At 70.0% G+C, this 20,906-nt stretch carries 18 protein-coding genes; 8 read left to right on the top strand and 10 right to left on the bottom strand.

Annotated elements, in window-relative coordinates; genetic code table 11:
- Positions 1–83 precede the first annotated feature (83 nt).
- Positions 84–560 carry a hypothetical protein gene (locus IPO09_18795; GenBank protein ID MBK9519349.1) on the top strand — a complete coding sequence of 159 codons (477 nt, stop codon included), beginning with the start codon at positions 84–86 and terminating at the stop codon, positions 558–560.
- A gap of 4 nt (positions 561–564) precedes the next feature.
- Entirely contained in the window at positions 565–1,395 is an 831-nt protein-coding gene (locus tag IPO09_18790; GenBank protein MBK9519348.1) for a hypothetical protein, read from the top strand.
- Between the two features lie 23 nt (positions 1,396–1,418).
- Here IPO09_18790 and IPO09_18785 read toward each other — a convergent pair whose 3' ends face one another.
- The 5 genes from IPO09_18785 to IPO09_18765 all read right to left on the bottom strand — a co-directional run bounded on the left by IPO09_18785 (position 1,419) and on the right by IPO09_18765 (position 6,237).
- Positions 1,419–1,691: a hypothetical protein gene (locus tag IPO09_18785; GenBank protein ID MBK9519347.1), complete on the bottom strand. Its 273-nt coding sequence runs from the start codon at positions 1,689–1,691 to the stop codon at positions 1,419–1,421.
- 173 nt (positions 1,692–1,864) lie between these two features.
- On the bottom strand, positions 1,865–2,887 hold the full coding sequence (gene gmd / locus IPO09_18780; protein ID MBK9519346.1) for a GDP-mannose 4,6-dehydratase: 1,023 nt from the start codon (positions 2,885–2,887) through the stop codon (positions 1,865–1,867).
- Complete coding sequence (locus tag IPO09_18775) at positions 2,884–3,834, bottom strand: GDP-L-fucose synthase (protein MBK9519345.1); 951 nt, start codon at positions 3,832–3,834, stop codon at positions 2,884–2,886. The genes gmd and IPO09_18775 overlap by 4 nt, the downstream gene beginning before the upstream one ends.
- Before the next feature lie 82 nt (positions 3,835–3,916).
- On the bottom strand, positions 3,917–4,351 hold the full coding sequence (locus tag IPO09_18770) for a tetratricopeptide repeat protein (GenBank protein ID MBK9519344.1): 435 nt from the start codon (positions 4,349–4,351) through the stop codon (positions 3,917–3,919).
- On the bottom strand, positions 4,303–6,237 hold the full coding sequence (locus tag IPO09_18765) for an O-antigen ligase family protein (protein ID MBK9519343.1): 1,935 nt from the start codon (positions 6,235–6,237) through the stop codon (positions 4,303–4,305). The genes IPO09_18770 and IPO09_18765 overlap by 49 nt, the downstream gene beginning before the upstream one ends.
- A gap of 161 nt (positions 6,238–6,398) precedes the next feature.
- Between IPO09_18765 and rfbF the strand changes: the two genes are divergently transcribed.
- The 4 genes from rfbF to IPO09_18745 are packed head-to-tail and all read left to right on the top strand — an operon-like array spanning position 6,399 to position 10,689.
- Entirely contained in the window at positions 6,399–7,181 is a 783-nt protein-coding gene (rfbF, locus tag IPO09_18760; protein ID MBK9519342.1) for a glucose-1-phosphate cytidylyltransferase, read from the top strand.
- Positions 7,182–7,204: 23 nt separating this feature from the next.
- Positions 7,205–8,302, top strand: coding sequence for a CDP-glucose 4,6-dehydratase (gene rfbG, locus IPO09_18755; GenBank protein ID MBK9519341.1), 1,098 nt, complete (start codon positions 7,205–7,207; stop codon positions 8,300–8,302).
- A 6-nt stretch (positions 8,303–8,308) separates the two neighbouring features.
- A complete protein-coding gene (gene rfbH, locus IPO09_18750) occupies positions 8,309–9,670 on the top strand; it encodes a lipopolysaccharide biosynthesis protein RfbH (protein ID MBK9519340.1) in 1,362 nt (453 codons plus the stop codon).
- A gap of 50 nt (positions 9,671–9,720) precedes the next feature.
- The gene (locus IPO09_18745) at positions 9,721–10,689 is read left to right on the top strand and encodes an NAD(P)-dependent oxidoreductase (GenBank protein MBK9519339.1); all 969 of its coding nucleotides are present in this window, start codon (positions 9,721–9,723) and stop codon (positions 10,687–10,689) included.
- 77 nt (positions 10,690–10,766) lie between these two features.
- Here the strand turns inward: IPO09_18745 and IPO09_18740 are convergent, their stop codons facing one another.
- From IPO09_18740 to IPO09_18720, 5 genes are read right to left on the bottom strand one after another with little or no spacing between them, the layout of a single operon-like run.
- Entirely contained in the window at positions 10,767–12,845 is a 2,079-nt protein-coding gene (locus IPO09_18740; protein ID MBK9519338.1) for an acyltransferase, read from the bottom strand.
- Between the two features lie 48 nt (positions 12,846–12,893).
- Complete coding sequence (locus IPO09_18735) at positions 12,894–14,411, bottom strand: oligosaccharide flippase family protein (protein MBK9519337.1); 1,518 nt, start codon at positions 14,409–14,411, stop codon at positions 12,894–12,896.
- 44 nt (positions 14,412–14,455) lie between these two features.
- Positions 14,456–15,481 (bottom strand): glycosyltransferase, encoded by a 1,026-nt coding sequence (locus tag IPO09_18730; GenBank protein MBK9519336.1) that lies wholly within the window; start codon positions 15,479–15,481, stop codon positions 14,456–14,458.
- Between the two features lie 26 nt (positions 15,482–15,507).
- Entirely contained in the window at positions 15,508–16,281 is a 774-nt protein-coding gene (locus IPO09_18725; protein MBK9519335.1) for a DUF268 domain-containing protein, read from the bottom strand.
- A 25-nt stretch (positions 16,282–16,306) separates the two neighbouring features.
- Complete coding sequence (locus IPO09_18720) at positions 16,307–17,017, bottom strand: class I SAM-dependent methyltransferase (GenBank protein ID MBK9519334.1); 711 nt, start codon at positions 17,015–17,017, stop codon at positions 16,307–16,309.
- A 224-nt stretch (positions 17,018–17,241) separates the two neighbouring features.
- Here IPO09_18720 and IPO09_18715 point away from each other — a divergent pair, with 224 nt between their 5' ends.
- A complete protein-coding gene (locus tag IPO09_18715; protein ID MBK9519333.1) occupies positions 17,242–19,464 on the top strand; it encodes a polysaccharide biosynthesis tyrosine autokinase in 2,223 nt (740 codons plus the stop codon).
- Between the two features lie 75 nt (positions 19,465–19,539).
- Positions 19,540–20,904 carry a hypothetical protein gene (locus IPO09_18710; GenBank protein ID MBK9519332.1) on the top strand — a complete coding sequence of 455 codons (1,365 nt, stop codon included), beginning with the start codon at positions 19,540–19,542 and terminating at the stop codon, positions 20,902–20,904.
- Positions 20,905–20,906: the final 2 nt, after the last annotated feature.

The following is a 20,906-nucleotide window of genomic DNA, read 5'->3' as shown; positions in this document are numbered from 1 at the left end:
CAGTGGCGCGGCCTCGGCCGGTACGCCCGTTACCGCCGCGCTGATGGTGACTTTCCTGGCCTCCGGGCTGTGGCAGAACCAGGTTGACCTTCCTGGCCTGGGGCGCGCTCCACGGCGTCATGCTGGCCGCCTCCGTCTATCACCTGCCCTACAAGGCCAGGCTGGATCGGCAGGTGGGACCTCGCCTGGCCGGCGTCCTCCGGCTCTGGCGGATCGCCGTGGTCTTCAACCTCGTCTGCCTCACCTGGATCTTCTTCCGGGCACAGAGTCTCGAGGACGCCTGGACGGTTCTGACCGGGATCGCGGCCACCGACTGGTCCAGCAGCTTGCAGGCGGGAGTCCGCGCGGCGATGGCCAAGGCGCTACCCGGCCTGACGCCGAGGGACGCCGTCATCGCGAGTGGCGGGCTCGTGGTCGTGTTGCTCGAGCCGGTCCTTCGCAGGCGGCCTCTGGGAGCCATGAGACTGCCGGCGAGATGGCTCACCTACGGGGGGCTCGTGACGACCATCCTGCTCCTGGGGCGCTGGGGCGAGCAGACCTTCATCTACTTCAACTTCTGAGCACATGACCCCTCGAACCCTGCTCCTCAAGGGTACCCTGCTTGCCGGACTGGTCGGCTTTGCCCTGCCGGCCATCGTGTGGCAGGTGCCTTGGTACCAAGACCAGGTCGCCGTCGGCGGCGAGGGGCTGGTGGCGCTGCGCAAGAGCGCCGCGACCATTCCGCTCCCGGCCAGGGTGGTGCTCGGCGACTCGGTGGCCAACCAGCTCTATCCGGTGCGCCAGGACGGTGGGGAGTTCTACTCGTTGGCCTGCAACCAGGCCATCTCGATGGCGGGCTTCTACGCCCTGCTGTGGCGCCTGGCTGAGGCCAACGACCTGAGGGGGTCGGCGGTCCACCTGGTCCTGCGGCCCGATTCCTTCGGGAACGACCTCGACCAGACCTTCACCTTTCAGTACTTCGTCAAGCCCTTCTACGTCACGATGGGTCCGGCCTTCTTCGACCCCGAAGTGGAGGCCAGGGTCAGCGCAATCCCGTATGGCTGGAGTGCCTGGCTCCCCGCGGTGCGGGTGTCCGCCTGGTCGCCGTCGGCACGGTCACCGGCGGGCGAGCGCATGGAACTGCGGCTCAGCCGCGTTTCCGCGCTCTATCTGGCCAGGATGAGGGTCCTGGCCAGAGAGCGGGGCTTCTCACTGCAGGTCGTGCCACCCGTCCTTCCGGAGAGCACGCGGGCCTGGTTGCTTGGCCCGCTCTGGGCTGGTGTGCGCGATGCCGGACTGGAGGACCTCTTCGCCGGGTACGTTCGGCGCCTCCGCTACCTCCCCGACGCCCAGTTCCAGGACGGGGTCCATGTCAAGGACCCGGGAGCGCTCGGTTCAAATCCACTGGACCTCTGACCCCGTGCGGGTCGAGGCCCGCCCTACTGCTGCGCCTGCCTGAGCAGCCAGAGCGCGAAGAGCACGCCCAGCCCGATCGCCAGCCCCACGCCCAGGACCATGCGGAAGCGGCTGTCGGCCACCTCCTCGATGTCGCGGTCCTCCACCGGCCGGGCCGGGAGCCCCAGGTCGGCCGCGCTCACCGAGGCGTGCGGCAGCGACCCCACCATCCAGCCGCGCCGCTTGCAGTCCAGGCAGGAGTAGCGCCTGAGCGGCGTGAAGAACCGCACGAAGCGCTGCCAGTCGGTGCGCGTCATGGCCCGGCGGATGTTGGAGGACCCGCAATGTCCGCAGCTGCGAAAGCTCATCGAACGCCGCTCCGGGGCGTGGGTGACGCAAGGAGCCGGTGAGGATAGAAGGCCTCGGCCCCGGAGACAACACGCGCAGCGAAGGGGGCCGGGTGGTCCCGACCCGGACGGGGAGTAGAGGCCTACCCGTGCCGGCTCACCGCCGGCCCCGCGCCGGCCACCTTCTCGCGCTCGGCCAGCGCCAGGTCGGACTCCATCATGAGGCGCACCAGCTCCTGGAAGGAGGTGCGCGGCTTCCAGCCGAGCAGCCGCTGCGCCTTCGAGGGATCGCCCAGCAGGTAGTCCACCTCGGTGGGGCGGAAGTAGCGCGGGTCCACCTCCACGTACTTCCGGTAGTCGAGGTCCACCCGCCCGAAGGCCTCCTCGCACAGCTCGCGCACCGTGTGGGCCTCGCCGGTGGCCACCACGTAGTCGTCGCCCTTCGGCTGCTGCAGCATCAGCCACATGGCCTCGACGTAGTCCTTGGCGTAGCCCCAGTCGCGCCGCGCCTCCAGGTTGCCCAGGTAGAGCTTCTGCTGCAGCCCGACCTTGATGCGCGAGGCGGCGCGGGTGACCTTGCGGGTCACGAAGGTCTCGCCGCGGCGCGGCGACTCGTGGTTGAAGAGGATGCCGTTCGACACGTGCAGCCCGTAGGCCTCCCGGTAGTTCACCCCGATCCAGTAGGCGTAGACCTTGGCGCAGCCGTACGGGCTGCGCGGGTAGAACGGCGTCGCCTCGCCCTGCGGCGGCGGCGAGGCGCCGAACATCTCGGACGAGGAGGCCTGGTACACGCGGGTCCCGTTGAGCCCCAGCTCGCGCACCGCCTCCAGCAGCCGGCAGGCGCCCAGCCCCGTGACCTCGCCGGTGTACTCCGGCACGTCGAACGACACCTTCACGTGGCTCTGCGCGCCCAGGTTGTAGATCTCGTCCGGCCGCAGCTTCTTCAGGAGGAAGTTGAGCGACGAGGCGTCGTTCAGGTCGCCGTAGTGCAGGAAGAGCCGGCAGTTGGGCTCGTGCGGGTCCTGGTAGATGTGGTCGATGCGCTGGGTGTTGAAGGAGGAGGAGCGGCGGATGATGCCGTGCACCTCGTACCCCTTCTCCAGCAGCAGCTCCGCCAGGTAGCTGCCGTCCTGCCCGGTGATCCCGGTGATGAGCGCCTTCTTCACGTGGCCTTCCTCCCCTCCGCCTCGTACCACTCCACCGTCTCCCGCAGCCCCTCCTCGAAGCCGATGCGCGCCTGCCAGCCGAACTCGGCCAGCGCCCTGGAGGTGTCCAGCATGCGACGCGGCTGCCCGTCGGGCTTGGTGGCGTCCCAGACCACCTGACCCTCGAAGCGGCACAGACGTGCCACCAGCGGCACCAGGTCGCGGATGGTGATCTCGAAGCCCGCCCCCAGGTTCACCGCCTCGCTCTTGTCGTACCGCTCGGCGGCGTCGCAGATGCCGGCCGCGGCGTCGCGGGCGTGCAGGAACTCGCGCGAGGCGGCCCCGCTGCCCCACACCACCACCTGGGCGTCGCCGCGGTCGCGCGCCTCCAGGCACTTGCGGATCAGCGCCGGCACCACGTGCGAGGTGTGCAGGTCGAAGTTGTCGCGCGGGCCGTACAGGTTCACCGGGAAGAGCACCACCGAGTTCATGCCGTACTGCTGCCGGTAGGCCTCGCTCTGCACCAGCAGCGCCTTCTTGGCGATGCCGTAGGGGGCGTTGGTCTCCTCCGGGTAGCCGTTCCAGAGGTCGGCCTCCTTGAAGGGCACCGGGCAGAACTTGGGGTAGGCGCAGATGGTGCCCAGCGCCACCAGCTTCTTCAGGCCCACCTGCCGCCCCACCTCGATGAGCTGCACCCCCATCATCAGGTTGTCGTAGAAGAACTTGCCCGGGTTGTCCCGGTTGGCGCCGATGCCGCCCACCCGCGCCGCCAGGTGCAGCACCAGGGTGGGCTGGGTGTCGCGGTACACGGCGCGCACCGCCGCCATGTCCACCAGGTCGTAGTCGCTGGAGCGGGGGCAGAAGAGCTCGCGGGCGCCGCGGCGCCGCAGCTCCTCCACCACGAAGGAGCCCAGGAAGCCGTTGCCGCCGGTGACGAGGATGCGCTCGGAAGGCCAGTGGATGGGCATGAGGCCGGTGAGCCTATGGGGCGCCCTGGCCCGGGTCAACACGGCGCGCCGGGGAACCCGGGTCCCTCCGGGAAGCCCAACCTCACGGCCGCAGCAGCGACTCCCCCATGCGCCGGTCGCGCTGCGCCTGGCGGGCCTTCCGCAGCCCCTCCAGCCGCGCCGCCAGCGCCTCCGGCTTGCCGCCGAGCGTGGCCGCCCGCTCCACCGCCGCGATGGCGTCGTCCAGCCGGCCCGCCTGCTCGCAGTAGGAGGCCACCGCCAGCAGGGCGCCGGGGTCGTCCGGCCGCGCCGCCGCGGCCGAGCGGGCCTGCTCGATGGCCTCGGCCACCCGGCCCTGGCCCGCCAGGGCCCGGGCCACCAGCTGGTGGCGCGCCGCCAGCTCCTGCGGGGTGCGGGCGCTCATCTGCTCGGCGATGCGCCGGGCCTCGCCGAAGCGCCGGGCCAGCAGCGAGCGCTCGGCCAGCAGGGTCACCAGCGGCGGCGAGCCGGGGATCGCCAGCAGTCCGCGCTCCAGCACCGCCACGCCTTCCGCCTCCTGGCCGGCCTGCACCAGGATCCAGGCCGAGATGAGCCAGCCCTCCGGGTCGGTGGGCGCCTCGGCCGCGCGCCGCCGCGCCAGCCTGAGCGCCTCGTCGCGGTCGCCCGCCGCCAGCGTGGCGCGCGCCAGCGGCACCAGCGCCCGGTCGTCCAGCTGCTCCTCCAGCGCCCGCCGGTAGACCCGGGCCGCGTCGGCCGGCCGGTCGCGGGCCAGGAGGTACCCGAGCTGCAAGAGCCCGTCGGCGCTGTCCGGCGCCACCTCCAGCAGCGCCTCCACCGAGCGGTAGCGGGTGGCGGCCTCCGGCAGCGCCTCCCGCGAGCCGAACGCCATGGCCAGCCGGTACTCCCGCCGCGCCACCACGTCCTGCCCGGCCGCGGCCAGGCAGCGCGCCGCGTACAGGTGCGGCTCCGGCGCGGTGGGCCCGAGCAGCATGGCCCGGGAGAGCCAGGGCAGGGCCTCGGCGCAGCGGTCGGCCCGCACCAGCCGCACCCCCTCCACCGCCTGCGGCAGGTAGTCGGCCGGGCGCCAGGCCACCTGCTCGAGCACCGGCGCGTCGGCCGCCGGCTGCCGCGCCCACACGGCCGCGCCCAGCGCCCCCAGCAGCCCGGCCACCACCAGGCCGCCGCGCACCAGGGCCGGCCGCACCGCCACGGCGCCCGCGCCGCGCGCCGCCAGCCCCAGCGCCACCAGGAAGGGCAGCGCCACCCCGGACAGCTCCAGCGAGAAGTCCACCAGGTTCTGCGCCGCCAGCGTGGCGGTGCCGGCCAGCAGCCCCACGTCGCCGTCCAGGAGAGGTCGCGCCGCCGCGCCGCCGCCAGCCAGGTGAGCGCCAGCGCCCCCACCAGCAGGAGCCCCACCGGCAGCCCCAGCTCCACCGGCGCCTGCAGCCACTCGTTCTCCAGGTGGGTGAAGGTCACCAGCTCCGGCTCGGTCTTGTAGGCGGGGTACACCGTGCCGAAGGCGCCGCGCCCGATGCCGGTGAGCGGGTAGTCCCGCACCAGCTGCAGCGCCGGGCGCCACAGGGCCAGCTTGGTCTCCTCGCCGGCGCGCCCCACCGTGCCCAGCTCGGCCAGCACCGGGTCGAGCGCCAGGTAGGCCGCCACCGAGAGCGCCGCCGCCAGCCCGCCCAGCAGCGCCCAGCGCCCGCGCGGGGGCCCCGCCCCGCTGCCCTCCGGCCGCCGGCGCCAGGCCGCCAGCGCCACGAACAGCACCGCGCCGCCCAGGAAGGCGGCGATGCCGCCGCGCGAGAGGGAGAGGAAGACCACCGCCCCGGCCAGGGCGAAGGCCATGAGCCAGAGCAGCCGCGCCTGCCCGCGCGCCTTCAGGGCCAGCCCCAGCAGCACGAAGGAGGTGAGCCCGAGGTGGCCGGCCAGGTGGTTCGGGTTCACGAAGGGCGCGGCGGGGGAGAGCAGGGTGCCGAACCCCAGCAGCGCCTGGCCCAGCGCCACCAGCGCCACCAGCAGGCCGCCCAGGCCCAGGGCCCGCACCAGGAGGTCGCGCCGGCGGTGGGTCTCGCCGAGCGCCCAGGCGGCCCAGAACGCCGCCAGCCCGCCGGCCGACGCCGCCAGCAGCCGGCCGGTGGCGGCCGGGTCCAGCGAGAGCGGCCGCGCCGCCGGGTAGAGCCCCAGCGGCGCCAGGGCGCCCGAGAAGAGGTCGCGCGCCGAGGGCGAGAGGAGGTGCAGCCAGGCCGGCAGCGGCGCCAGCTGCAGCGCGGTGGCCGCCAGCACCACCAGCAGAGCCAGGCCGGCCAGCCCCACCGCGCCGCCCGCGGGCGCCGCCATGAGCGCGGCCAGCAGGGCCAGGCAGGCCGCCGCCAGCTCCACCGGCGCGTCCACCCCGCCGCGGGCCAGCGGCAGGAGCAGCACCAGCAGGCCCAGCAGGGCTGCCCAGCTCCAGCCGCCGCGCCGGCCCTCGCGCCGCCGGGTCAGGTGGCGCCCCCGGGCGCGGTGGTGGGCTCAGGGCGCATGAGCCGGAAAGCATGGCCCAACTCGACTCCCACCTTCCACCCGAATAGACTCCCCGCGCGATGAAAGCCGTCATCCTCTGCGGGGGCCAGGGCACCCGCATCCGCGACGCCAACGAGCTGCTGCCGAAGCCCATGCTGCCCATCGGCGGCAAGCCCATCGTGTGGCACATCATGAAGATGTACGCCCATCACGGGGTGCGCGAGTTCGTACTCTGCCTTGGCTACCGCGGCTGGGCCCTGAAGGAGTTCTTCCTCAACTACAAGGCCATGACCTCCGACCTCACCGTCACCCTGGGCCGGCACGGCGCGGTGGAGGTCCTGGGCAAGCACGACGAGGAGGACTGGAAGGTCACCCTGGCCGAGACCGGCGAGGAGACCCAGACAGGAGGCCGGGTGGCGGCGGTGCGCCGCTACGTGGAGGGCGACGAGCCCTTCCTGCTCACCTACGGCGACGGGGTCTCCGACGTGGACGTGGGCGCCACCATCGCGGCCCACCGGAGCCACGGCAAGGTGGCCACGGTCACCGCGGTGCGCCCGCCCGGCCGCTTCGGCGAGATGGTCACCGAGGGCGGGCTGGTCCGCGAGTTCAACGAGAAGCCCCAGGCCACCGAGGGGTTCATCAACGGCGGCTTCTTCGTGCTGGACGGCCGGCGCACCTGGGACTTCCTGGGCACGGACCCCAGGACGGTGCTGGAGCGCGAGCCGCTGCGCGCCCTGGCCCGCGCCGGCGAGCTGGTGTCCTACCCGCACACCGGCTTCTGGCAGCCCATGGACACGCTGCGCGAGTACCAGCTCCTCAACGAGCTGTGGCAGGCCGGCAAGGCCCCCTGGAAGACCTGGTGACCGTCTCCCCCACCGCCGCCGGGCTGCGCGCCGCCTACGCCGGCAAGCGGGTGCTGGTGACCGGGCACACCGGCTTCAAGGGCTCCTGGCTCACCCTCTGGCTGGCCGACCTGGGCGCCGAGGTGACCGGCTATGCCCTGGCCCCGGACACCACGCCCGCCCTGTTCGAGCGGGCCGGGGTGGAGGGGCGCTGCCGCAGCCTGCTCGGCGACGTGCGCGACGCCGCCCGCCTGGCCGCGGTGGTCGAGGAGGTGCGGCCCGACGCCATCCTGCACCTGGCCGCGCAGCCCCTGGTGCGGCTCTCCTACCAGGAGCCGCTGGCCACGCTGGAGACCAACGTGCTCGGCACCGCCCACCTGCTCGAGGCGGTGCGGGCCGCCGGCCGGCCCTGCGCGGTGGTCGTGGTCACCAGCGACAAGTGCTACGAGAACCGCGAGTGGCTCTACGGCTACCGCGAGGACGAGCCCCTGGGCGGGCACGACGTCTACTCCATGTCGAAGGGGGCCGCCGAGCTGGTCACCGCCTCCTGGCGCCGCTCCTTCTTCCACCCGCGCGAGCTGGCCCGCCACGGCGTGGCGCTGGCCAGCGCCCGCGCCGGCAACGTGGTGGGCGGCGGCGACTGGGCCAGGGACCGCATCGTGCCCGACGCCATCGCCGCCCTGGCCGCCGGGCAGCCCATCCCCGTGCGCAACCCGCACGGCGTCCGCCCCTGGCAGCACGTGCTCGAGCCCCTCGGCGGCTACCTCCTCCTCGGCGCCCGCCTCATGGGCCCCGTGGGCGAAGCCGGAGTCGAGGGGCGGGCAGGGTTCTGCGAACCCTGGAACTTCGGCCCCCGCCCCGAGGACGCCCGCCCCGTGCGCGACGTGGTGGAGGCCCTCATCGCCGCCTGGGGCTCCGGCCGCTGGGACGACAGGCACGACCCCGCCGCCCTGCACGAGGCCGGGCTCCTGCGCCTCTCCATCGACAAGGCCACCGCCCGCCTGGGCTGGGCGCCGCGCTGGCACTTCGACGAGACCTTCCGGCGCACGGTGGACTGGTACCGCGCCTTCCACGCCGGGGCCTCGGCCGACGCCCTGGCCGACCTCTGCCGCACGCAGATCCACGAGTACCTGGAGTCCTAGCGCCACATGGACCACAAGGCCGAAGAGCGCCGCCTCACCGCCGAGATCGTGGAGCGGGCCCGCCAGATCGCCCGGCTCCGCCAGCAGGTGGAGGCCGCCGCCGAGTTCATCCCCGGCAAGAGCCCGGTGCGCTACGCCGGCCGGGTCTACGGCGAGGAGGAGCTGGCCAACCTGGCCGAGAGCGCCGTGGAGTTCTGGCTCACCGGCGGCCGCTGGCACACCCGCCTGGAGAAGGGGCTGGCCGACTGGTACGGCGTCTCGCACGCCCGGCTGGTCAACTCCGGCTCGTCGGCCAACCTGCTGGCGGTGGCCACCCTCATGAGCCACCTGCTCGGCGACCGGCGGCTCCAGCCCGGCGACGAGGTCATCACCGTGGCGGCCGGCTTCCCCACCACGGTGGCGCCGGTGGTGCAGCTCGGCCTGGTGCCGGTGTTCGTGGACGTGACGCTGCCCGGCTACAACCTCGACGTGTCCCGGCTGGAGGAGGCCCGCTCGCCCCGCACCCGGGCGGTGATGGTGGCCCACACGCTGGGCAACCCCTTCGACCTCGCCGCCGTGAGCGCCTTCTGCAAGCGGCACGGGCTCTGGCTGGTGGAGGACAACTGCGACGCCGCCGGCTCGCTCTACCAGGGGCGCAAGACCGGCACCTTCGGCGACCTGGCCACCCTGAGCTTCTACCCGCCCCACCACATGACCATGGGTGAGGGCGGCGCGGTGCTGGCCAGCGACGACACGCTGGAGAAGGCCATGACCTCCATCCGCGACTGGGGGCGCGACTGCTGGTGCCCCTCCGGCGTGGACAACACCTGCAAGCGGCGCTTCGAGTGGCAGCTGGGCGACCTGCCCAAGGGCTACGACCACAAGTACGTCTACAGCCACCTCGGCTACAACCTGAAGGTCACCGACCTGCAGGCCTCGGTGGGCGTGGCCCAGCTCGATCGGCTGGACGGCTTCGTGGCGGCGCGGCGCGCCAACTGGGCCTGGTACCGCGCGCAGCTGGCCGACCTCGGCGACGTGCTGGTGCTGCCGGAGCCCACACCCGGCTCCGAGCCCAGCTGGTTCGGCTTCATGGTCACGGTGCGCGAGGGCGCCGCCGTCACCCGCGACGAGCTGGTGCGGCGGCTGGAGGAGCAGAAGATCCAGACCCGCATGCTCTTCGCCGGCAACCTGGTGCGGCAGCCGGCCATGACCGAGCTGGTGCGGTCCGCCGCCGCGGCCGGGCGCCCGGCGCCGTTCCGGGTGGTGGGCGAGCTCACGAACACCGACACCATCATGAACCGCACCCTCTGGGTGGGGGTGTACCCCGGGCTCACCGCGCCGATGCGGGAGCACGTGGTGGCGACGTTCCGGGGCGCCTGCGGGCGCTGAGCCGTCCGCCAGTTCGAGTCGATGCCCGGGGCCGCGGAGAGGGGAACACGATGAGCTCAGCCCAGGAGCAGACAGTCGCGCTCACGGGCGTTAGCGGCTTCATCGGCAGAGCAGTCGCCGCTCGCCTGCTGGGGAAGGGGCTGAGGGTTCGTGCGCTCTTCAGGCCGGGCACCGCGATCCCTGTCGAGTTGGCTGCCAAGGTGGAAGTCGTTGTCGGAGACGTGACCGACCCTTCCGTTTGGTCGAGGCTGGTAGGTGGTGCTGGCGCGCTCGTGCACCTCGCCTCGGCCGGCGTCAGCCGGGCCGAGACGGCGACTACCCTCCTGGACACCAACGTCCGGCCTGTCGAGGCGATGCTCGGCGCGGCCAAGGCAGCCGGGTGCACCCGGGTGGTGCTGGCGGGGAGCTGCTTCGAATACGGCGCCACCGGCGACCGGATCGGTGAGAGAGGGCTGGTGGAGGAGGACGCGCTGGCCCCCGTGACGACCTACGGCGCCTCCAAAGCGGCCGCCACCCTGCTCCTCGGGGCGCTCGCCAGGGACCTGGGGCTCGAAGCGTTCGTCCTCCGGCCGTTCCACGTCTACGGGCCTGGTGAGCCCGCCACTCGCCTGGTGCCGGCGGTCATCCGGATGGCGATGAAAGGCGAGCCGATTAGGGTGACCCACGGGATGCAGGAACGCGATCTCGTATTCGTCGACGATGTCGCCGAGGCATTCTGCATGGCCGCATCGGTGAGCTGGCCTCTGGCATTGCGCGCCAACAGTTCGGCGGTCCTCAACCTGTGCGGCGGCAAGGCGACTCAGCTTCGCCAGGTGGTCCACGCGACCACGGACTTCATGGGCGTGCAACGCTCACGGATTGCGTTCGGCGCCGTGCCCGCCCGACCCAACGAAGTGAAGCGGCTGATCGGAGACTCGACTACAGCGCTGCGGCAACTGGGGTGGTCCGCTACGACTCCGCTCGGCGAAGGCCTGCGCCGCACGGTCCTTGCGCTGGGTGGCATGCCTGACAGGCAGTGACGACGGGCGCACGGCGGCCAAAGACAAGGGCTTAGGCAATCCGGCCCTGCTGGCGCGGTGCCTGGCAGGCGCAGCTGCTATGGAGCTGGTTGCCCCTCGGAGGGCGTTTGGGGCACCGTATCGACGTCAATCGGGGACCCAGTTGTTTGAGGGGTGACCGGTCGCCTTGCCCCGGACTTCCACCCCTCGACCCAACCGGCGATACATCTATCGACTATGTACTTTGCGCCCACCTGCGTGAGGTGGCTGGAGTCCCATGCCATCAGGTTTTCGGCCCGGCCGTCCAACGCGACGAGGCAGGTGTCGGCGGTACAGGAGACATCGAGTGGCGATGCATACTCGGCACCTGCCTCCCGAGCTTGGGCTCGTAGCTCCCGGTCGATTCTCCGCAAATCCACCAGCAGCGGCGTGAACAGCTGGGCAGGCACATGGCCATTCCCGGCAGCTCTGAAGAGCAGCCTTGGCTGCGAGTCCGCGAACATGGCAACCGGGCCGACGAGCACGACGAGCGCGACGCCAGCCTCCTTGAGGCGAGCAACGGATTCGCCGAGGCCTTCCAGGGGGTAGGAGGGCCAGGCGGCAGCCAGAACGACAACGCTGGGTCGTGCGGCCGCAATGAGGGTTAGAACCTGATTGTTGGTCGCGGCGCACTGCGGGCGAATCGTTGAATCGTATCCGAGAATGGGTGGGCAGTTCGCAGTGGTGAACTGGGCGAGCACGAGTCCACTGGAGTACGCCAAGTCCCTCATCCCCGGCAGCAAGTGCGCCGCGTGGGAGTCGCCCCACAAGACGAGGTGGGACTGGCCAAGCGCGCCCAAACCATCGGCACCAAAGCACTCCTGAGCGAAGTCCTTTGCCCGCTGAGAGCCCGTCAGGAAGCAGCGGCCCTCCCGATACAGAGCCTTGTGTCCGAGCGCGAAGCTCTCGGCCGTCGAGTCAATGGCCAGCTGGGTCGAATTGTAACGACCCGGAACCCCACCGCTAGCCGAAACCAGTGCTCCCAGTGTACCGAGCACCCCTACTGCAGCGCACAAGGCAAAGACGGCCATTGTGCCACGCGCCCTCCTGGCCCGCTCCTCTACCAGCCGATAGGTGGCCCAGGCGGCACCAACCGACAGCGCCAAGACAGACAGGCGAAGGAGCCTGTCATTGAAGTGCTGCGCCAGTCGAGGATCCAGGCCCCTGGCAAAGACAAGTAGCGGCCAGTGCCATAGATAGAGGGGATAACTGATCAGCCCAACGAGGACCAGGAAGCGCTGGCTGAGAAGTTTCCGATGGACCCATCCGTCCGGGCCGGTGGCAATGACGGCGGCCGCACCCAGAACTGGTAGAAGTGCGGCGAATCCAGGAAAAGGGACCGAGCCGTCCAGAGCAACGGATGCGACCGCGATGGCTACCAAACCGCTGACGGCCAAGGCCTCACTTAGCCCGCGCCGAATGTTCCCCACCAAGGGAATGGGTGAAACGCCAGCGTGAGCAGAAAGGCGGTACATCGAGAGCAAGCTCCCGACCAGCAGTTCCCAGAAGCGGGTAAACGGGAGGTAATAGGCGACATCCGGGCTGGCCCATGAGAGCCAGCAACTTCCAAGGAAAGACAGGAGCGCAGCGCCGACCACGGCCAACACCGGCCGATTTGTCTTGCGAACCAGCACCATGAGGAAGATCGGCCAGAGCAGATAGAACTGCTCCTCGATGCCCAGCGACCAAAGATGGAGGAGAGGCTTCGCCTCGGCGCCGGCGTCGAAATACCCAGCCTCGAGCAAGGCCGCGACGTTGGAGGCGAACAGGGCGCCTGCTGCGGTGTGCTTCCCAAGCGCAGCGAAGTCAGCCGGCATCGACGTGAACCAGCCAACAACCAGGACGAATGCTAGCAGGACTGCCAGGGCCGGGAAAATTCGCCGAACTCGGCGTTCGTAGAAATCTCGAATGCGGAAGGTGCCAGCACCCAGACCCTTAAGAATGATGCCGGTAATCAGGTAGCCAGAAATGACAAAGAAGACGTCGACGCCAACGAACCCCCCTGGCCCTATGGCAGGAAAGGCGTGGAAGACAAGAACGGAAAGGACGGCTATTGCTCGAAGGCCGTCAATGTCTGGTCGATAGGCAATCATTGTGTCCCGCAGAGTGGATGCCTCGCAATCGACGCTGCACAGCAAGCGCCTGCCTGGTGGGCCCCGTTGCGCGTTGGTTGTGCGAATGCGCTCTCATGGTTGAAGCCAGGTGGCGGCCCGCCGCACCTCGGACCTGAAGGAACCGCATGAGGCTGCCAGCAGGCTGACGAGGGCGGTGCTCAGCGCGGCGGCGCCGAAGGCGAAGCCGAGCCAACTCCCGCCGGCGAGTGGCGCAAACCACCTCGCCCATACGAGACCGAGCGCCACCATCGGCAGCGCCTGTGCGCCTGACTTCAGAAGGTCAAGCGCGAAGCCCCGCGCCTGGGAGCCCAGTGTACGGCTCAGTATCGGCAGGATCATCCCAAGGGTCACGCTCAGGGACACGGCTGCCGCCGCCAGGGGGACTGACCAGGCCCCGCCCCCTGCGGCGAGGAGTCCCAATGCAGCCACGAAGCGCCCGACCGCGGACGTCGCCGTGGCGGCTGAGGAGGCCCGCGCCCCTCCGACGGAGAACAGGATGGACGATGCGATCGACTCCACCGAGAGCACGGCAGCGGCCAGGCCGAGCAGCACGGTCAGGACCAGCCCCCCGTATAGCTGGGGGCCGACCCAGAGACCCATGAACTCCCGGTTCAGCGCGGCGTATCCGGCCAGCCCGAAGAGGCTCGCCCAGGTGGCGAGCCGAAGGAGCCGCAGCGCGATGAGGCGGAGGGACTCGCCGCCCCCTGCGCCCCAGGCGTGGGCCATCGCCGGGGCGAAAGCAGCGCCGACCCTGGTCACGACCATGGCCAGCACCTCGCTGGCCCGCTTGGTCAGGACGTAGGCCGTCACCTGCGCCGGGCCGAAGTACCGCGACACCAGCAGAGCGTCGACGTTCCCCATCAGGCTGGTGGCCAGGCGGGCGGCCCAGGTGAAGGCGGAGAGGCTCATGACGCTGCGGAACTCCGCGCTGGTGAACCGAGGGGCGACCCGCAGGTCCCTGCGCAGGACGTGGGCGAGCAGCGCGCCATGGGAGAGGAGCAGGAGCACCGAGCGCAGCAGCAGTCCAAGCGGGATGCTGGAGAGGCCAAAGCCACCCACCAGCAGGACCACGGTCGCCACCACGCCGAGGAGCGTGCCGGCGAGGTAGCTGACGCCGGTCCAGACCATGCGCTTCATGAGGCCCACCAGCACGGCGGCGACCGCGAGGTCCACCAGCAGCACGGCCTCCGCGGCGCAGGACAGCGCAAAGGCCCTGGTGAGCTCGGGGCCCGAACCACCGGCAGACCCGGTCAGCTCCGGTACCCAGGGGGCCAAGGCCAGCCCGGCGGCGGCGACCAGCCCGGCGATGGCCAGGCTGAGGGTGACACCGGTTCCCACCGCGTCGCCGAGCTGCCGCGACGAGCCCTCACCGAGGAAGCGCGCCACGCGCTGCTGCAGCACCGCCCCAAAGCCAGGGTCCACCACTGCCAGCCAGGCGACGATGTTGCCGGAAGCGAGCCAGGCGCCGTAGGTCGCCCCGTCGATGTACCGCAGGTAGAACGGGACTAGGACGAAGCCCTGTAAGACCGTGAGCCCGATGGAGGCGTACTGGAAGAACAGGTTGAGTCGGGTGGCCTGCCGCCGGCTCACCGGTGGCGAGGCTCCAGGCGCGGGGACCGGGGTGAGGGAGAAGCTCACTGATCGCTTCGGTGCGTGGCGATGGGGTTGGAGCGGCGGGTCGACCTGCCCAGGTACCCGGCGGCTCGTGGGCCCAGCCTCGGCGCGACCTTGAGGAGGACGGCCTGGACCAGTGAGCGGCGCGCCGAGAGGAGCCAGCGCCAGCGGAGCGGCAGCGAACGCAAGGCCTTCCAGTAGTCGGCCTGGAGATCCTCCTGCACCTGCAGGGTCCCGCGTCGCCAGGCCCAGAGGAACGAGACCAGGCTCAGGTAGGACTGTCGTCGGGAGGACTCCACCAGGTGCGGGGCCCACCGGGCGATGAAGGGGTGCTGGAAGACGCGGGTGTACTGGCTCCAGGTGAGCGCCGGGAAGCGGATGTGCTCGAACTCCTCGTCGCAGCCGGCCAGGGCCGCGGACAGGACCTCGAGGTGGCCGCCCGCGGCGAGGGCCTCGAGCGCCAGGGTGACGAAGGTGTACGCTGAACCATCCAGTCCCTCGAGGCGCTCGGTGAGAGACGGCGTCGGGGCCACCCGCCGCATGGCGTAGATCGAGAGCTTTGGATAGGCGGTGGCGATCTCGGCCTGCTGCCGCGGGTCGGTCACGGTGGTGACGGCGTCGGGCGAGGCCAGCGGGCGCTGCGTCGTGCCCGGTGGCTGGACGAAGGAGAACAGGAGGAGCGCCGGGCCCGACGCTTGGATTCGGGACAGCACGGTGGCCACGCAGCCCTGGTACGGCAGGTCATCGTCGGAGAAGTACCAGAGGTAGGGGGTCGTCGCGCGGCGGTAGAGCTCCCAGATGTTCCCGTCGAACCCGAGGTTGCGCGGCTGCCGGATGGCCTCCAGTCGGATTCCCCTTGCGTCAAAGGAGGCCAGGGCCTCGCCGGTGCCATCGGAGGAGGCGTTGTCGCTGACCAGGATCATGACCCGCCGCTCCAGGCCGCCCGCCAGGATCTGGTCGCGGAGCAGCCCCAGCAAGCGTGCCAGCTTGGCGGCCCGGTTGTAGGTCGGAATGCAGACCGTCAGCTGGAAAGGGTCGCTGGTCATGGAAGGGACGGCCGGCCGCCGGGAGGCTAGTCCTTGGTGAACTCAAAGAGCCCGCACGCGTAGCGCGCCGATCGGTACCGGTCCGGCGAAGCAGCGACGTCCAGGGTCCCCGCGTCGTCCACCGCGCTGAAGCCAATCAGCCGGAGCGAACTGAACTCGGCGAGCACCGTGGCGGGGTCGAAGATGCGGTGGGCGTTGAACTCGAGCCGTTCGGCTCCCACCGGTACGGAGAAATACAGACGCCCTCCGGGGCGCAGCACGCGCGCCAGGCTCGCCATGGCGCGGAAGCAGGCCGAGGGGTCCACCGGGTCTCCGTACCGACCCAGGCCGAAGTGCTCCACCGCATGCAGGCTCGAGACGGACTCCAGGGAGGCATCGGCGTAGCGCCGCAGCTCGGTGGCGTCCTCCTGCACGAAGGTGAGGCCCGTGGTGCCGCTGGCGAGGGGCCGGACGTCCACCACCTCGACCGGCATGAAGGTGAGCAGGTGGGCCACGAAGCCGTCGACCCGTGACCCGACGTCGACGTGCCGGGCCGGCCGGGCGGAGAATACCTGCCGGGCCGCCCAGAGGTCCTGGTGGAAGTACTGCCCGGAGGCGACGCCGGCGCTCTCGAACCGGTCGGCCAGCATCGGCCGGAGGCCGCCCCAACGCAGCGGCAGCCGGCCGGCGGCGGCACTCCGGCGATACCGCATCGCGTCTCTCATGAACCAGGGGAGCCCCGCCACGGCGCGGACCAAGCGAAGCCCGTCGAGCCCGAAGGTTCCAAAGGTGGCGTGGAGGCGGCGCAGCGCGGTCGTCACGAACGGCCTTCCTCCCGGGCCCAGCCTACGAGCGCCTGGCGACGACGTGATACCCCATGCAGAGCGTGTCGACCGAGAGCTGGGTCTTCCTCTTGAGCATGTAGAAGAGGAAGGCGGGGGCCAGGAGGAGCTTGGTGAGGAGCGAGTGTGTGACGGCGGTGCGCGCCAGCTCGACACCCATCCAGCTGTAGTAGTCGCCCACCGGCTCGAGCAGCTGGATCTCGAAGCCGTTCTCCGGGAGGAACTTCTGGTACCAGCGGTCGCTGAAGCCGCTGAAGAAGAAGTAGGGATCCTGGTGTCGCAGGCAGTTGCTGGGAGCCGTCAGGATCAGGGTCCCACCCGGCTTGAGGAGCCGCCCGAACTCCTTCAGGGTCTCCACCGGGTGCGGGATGTGCTCGAACACCTCGGTGCACAGGATGACGTCGAAGGTGGCATCGTTCTCCGCCACCTGCCAGATGTTGCCGACGTAGTCGAGCTTCCCATACTCGTAGCGCCAGCTGTCGTCCTTCCGGGAGCCGAGGTTGGCCTTCTCGTCGCGCGAGTAGGCGCCGAAGTCCTGGGTCCGGTAGGTCAGGTGCGCGCAGGCCGGACGGTATCGCTGGCTGCCGCAACCTGCGTCGAGGAGCAGCGTCCCAGCCGGAAGCTGCGCCAGCTGGGCATGAACGAAGCGGTCCCGCTCGTACTGGTTGTTGAGCCGCTCGCGCAGCCGCTGTCTGAGGCTCTTTCGCGTTGCCATGTCAGCAGCCGGCTCGCGTCGGCTGGCCCCCATTCTCGTACGTCGGCGGAAGGCGGAAATCTGTCACAGCGCCGGACCCGCAGCAAGCGCGCGTGACCTGGGCGGCCGCCTGAGGTCCCTTGGCGATAGCCGGGAGGCCGGCTCGACTTCCGCCCCGATAATCCCCTAGAATTCCGGCCCTTCTGGCGCAGGCGCAGCGCGGCCGGCCGACGTGGAGCACCGAGATGACCGACACCAGGAACTACCAGCCCGAGCCCTCGACGCAAGTCGGCGAGCGCCGGGATGCCTTCGACCTGCACGCATACTGGCGAACCATCGTTCGCCGCCGCTGGCTGGTGCTCCCGTTCTTCGTCGCCACGGTCCTCGTCACCGCCATCGTCACGCTACGCCAAACCAAGATCTTCGACGCGACCTGCACCATCATCATCGACCTCTCTGCCCCGAAGGTGCTCGACAAGGAGTCGGTGCAGGACGTCATGGAGGCCGGCACCGGCGGCTACTGGTACAGCCGCGAATACTACGAGACCCAGTACAGGGTCCTCACCAGCCGGGCCGTGGGCCAGCGAGTTGTCGACAAACTCCAGCTCGCGACCAACCTGGCGTTCCTGGCAGTCGACGAGATAAAGGACCCGGCTGCCCAGGAGCAGGCCCGACTGCGCAAGGATCCGGTCACCATCCTGCTGCGAAACCTGAAGGTCGAGCCGGTCAAGGACTCCCGGGTGGTGCGAATCCGCTACGAGGCCGCCGACCCCCAGTTCGCGGCCCTGGCGGCCAACACCGTGGCCGACTCCTACATCGCCGAGAGCCTGTCCGTGAGGACGGTGACCACCCAAAACGCCTCCGAGTGGCTCGAGCAGCAGCTGGCCGACCTGGAGAAGAAGCTCGACCAGAGCGGCATGGCGCTCTTCGAGTTCAAGAAGAGCCACGACATCGTGGCCACCAGCTGGGAGGACCGGCAGTCGATGGTCTCGCAGCGCCTCACCGCCTTCAATGACGCCCTCACAAAGGCGCGTGTTCGGAAGGCCGAGCTCCAGGCTCGAAACGACGCCATCGAAGCGGCTGGGGCAGCGGTGGAGAAGGGGGAAGGCGAGATCGAGGCGCTGCAGCCGGTGGCGTCGAGCCCGGCCATCCAGCAGCTCAAGATCCGCTTCCTCGAGGCCACGTCGGAGTGCGCCGATCTCCGGGTCAAGTACCTGGAGGAGCACCCCAAGACCCAGGCCTGCGACAAGAAGGTGCAGCTGGCCCGGCAGGGGCTCAAGGATGAGATCAAGCTGAGCCTCGACTCGGCCAGGCGGGAGTACCAAGAGGTCGTCAAGACCGAGCGCAACCTCCAGGTGCTCCTCAACGAGACCAAGACGGATGCCTTCGGCCTCAACCAGTACGAGCGCGACTACCTGGAACTGAAGCGTACCTACGACAACAACGCCCGGCTCTACGAGCTGGTGCTGAAGCGCCTCAAGGACACTGGGGTCTCGGGGATGCTGCAGGTGTCCAACGTGCGCGTCCTGGACCGGGCGCGGGCCACCAACCGACCCATCCGGCCAAACGTCACGCAGAACGTCGTGCTCGCGGTCTTCCTTGGCCTCCTCGGCGGGCTGGCCCTGGCCTTCGTGGCGGACTACGCCGACCGCACCATCACCAGCCAGGCGCAGATCGAGGAGAACCTCGGGCTGACCTTCCTCGGAATCGTGCCGACCATCGCCCGCTCCAGGGACGGCACGCCGCAGGATCTGTTCGTGCACACCCAGCCGAAGTCGGCCGCGGCCGAGTGCCTCCGGGCGGTGCGGACCAACCTGCTCTTCATGTCACCGGAGAAGCCGCTCCGAACCATCCTGGTGACCTCCTCCGGGCCGCAGGAAGGCAAGACGACCACCGCCACCTCGCTGGCCATCACCATGGCCGGCAGTGGGAACCGTGTCCTGCTGGTGGACGCCGACATGCGGCGCCCCCGCATCCACCGGATCTTCGGCGTCGGCAACCAGGCCGGCCTGTCCTCGCTGATCCTGGGCGAGGGCCGCCTCCTCGAGTTGGCCAAGCCCACCGGAATCGAGAACCTCTTCGTCCTCCCGTGCGGGCCCGTGCCACCCAACCCAGCCGAGTTGCTCCATACGGCGGCCTTCCAGAAGCTGGTGACCGAGATGGCCGGTGCGTTCGACCGGGTCATCATCGACTCGCCGCCGGTGGGCGTGGTGGCAGACGCGGTGGTCATCGGCACCCACGTCGACGGGACCCTGCTGGTCCTGAAGGCCAGCAAGACCTCGCGCGAGGTGGCGCGCCAGGCCGTTCGGCAACTCCGGGACGTCAAGGCGCCGTTGTTCGGCGCCGTGCTGAACGACCTGGACCTCGAGGACCAGCGGTACGGGCAGTACTCCTACTACTACAGGTACGGGTACTACTACGGCGAAGACAAGGGGCGGGGTGCCAAGCCCGAAACCAGCAAGGCGTAGGAGCCGTCTATCAGATGTTCGGTATGGCCACCCCGCTGCCGAGCCAGCTCGCCTATGATTGTTCTCCTTATCCAAGTGCTTGCGTTCCTCGGATTGACCGCCGTGCTTGGCCGTCGGATGAACGGAAGCCTTGTCAGCGGGGCACCGGTGTTCTGGGCTTCTTGGACGATGCTGCTTGCGGCGGCATGGGTGTCGGTGACCTACGGCAACATGCAGTCGCCACCGGACATTGCGCTCGAGTACGCGCAGGAGGGCTTCCTGGGCGCCATGGCGGGCAGCCTGATAGGCATCTTCGTGGCCGGAGATACGCGGGCCTCGGCGCAGAAAACCCGCCGCTGGGTTGCCTTTTCCGCGCTCTGCGAACTCATCGTTAGCCGCTCTACGAAGCTCGTGGTGGTCGCCATGGCGACTCTGGGAGCGGTCCACTTCTTCGACCGCTGGGGGAGCGTAGATTTCGACTTCTTCCGAATCCTGGAGTTGCGGGTGGCCGTTCTCAGCGAGAAGGACCCTGGCTGGCTCTTCCGACTCAGCAGCTACCTACAACTTGTCGCTGGCTTTCTGGCCATGCTCGCGGGCACTGCCGACGCGGAATACGGGGTTAGGCCCAAGCGCCTGGCTTCGATCTGGCTCTCACTGGTCCTTCCCGGGCTTGCGCTTGGTGGGCGGGGCTGGACCCTGGCACCCCAGCTCATCTATGGGCTCTCGCACTTCCTCAGCAGGCAGTGCTCGACCAGGCGTGGCGGCGGCCTGCGGTCATACCTGCCCGTGGTGGTGATGGTGGCGATCGGGCTGTGGTTCTTCACGGTGATCGGGACTGTTCGAAATAGGGACCTCAACCGTGACCAGGCGGAGTCCCTCACCGTCGCCAACTGGGACATGGAGCAGCGGCTCATGGCCGTGAACTACATTGGCGGCTCCCTCACCGCGCTCGGGACGATCGGTCGAGCGGCTGAGCAGATCGGTCCCGCCAAGGGTGAAGCTACTCTGGACTACTTCTCGAGGAAGGCGATGGCATCGGGGCTGCCCTTTGGAGCGACTGCAGCCCAATTCGAACGCTGGCGGACGGAGGACATGCCCGAGGAACCTGAGTTCGGGTGGACCTGGTGCGTCCCTCCGACGGCGATGGCCTACCTGATCCTGGATTTCGGCCGAGCCGGGATGCCCATCGCTCTCGGCTTCCTGGTGGCCCTCGGGCACTGGTTGAGCGTGCGGTGGCTGGGGCAAGGGCTCTTTCCGCACGTCGTTGCCATCCTGGCCCTCAACGCAATGTTCGCCAGTACTCAGAGCTTGGTGGTCTTCAATCCACAAAACGTCTTCAGCCTCATCTTCACGGCGATGGCCGCGGTGGCGGTCCGGCCTTTGGCCGCTCGGTTGCGCGCCTTGCCGGGCCGCTCGGGCGACGTGGCACCGGTCACAGGCCTCGGGACAACGGGCACGTGAGG

It is taken from the genome of Anaeromyxobacter sp. (assembly GCA_016718565.1).
GTDB lineage: Bacteria > Myxococcota > Myxococcia > Myxococcales > Anaeromyxobacteraceae > JADKCZ01.
This window is presented reverse-complemented; position numbering and strand designations above follow the sequence as displayed.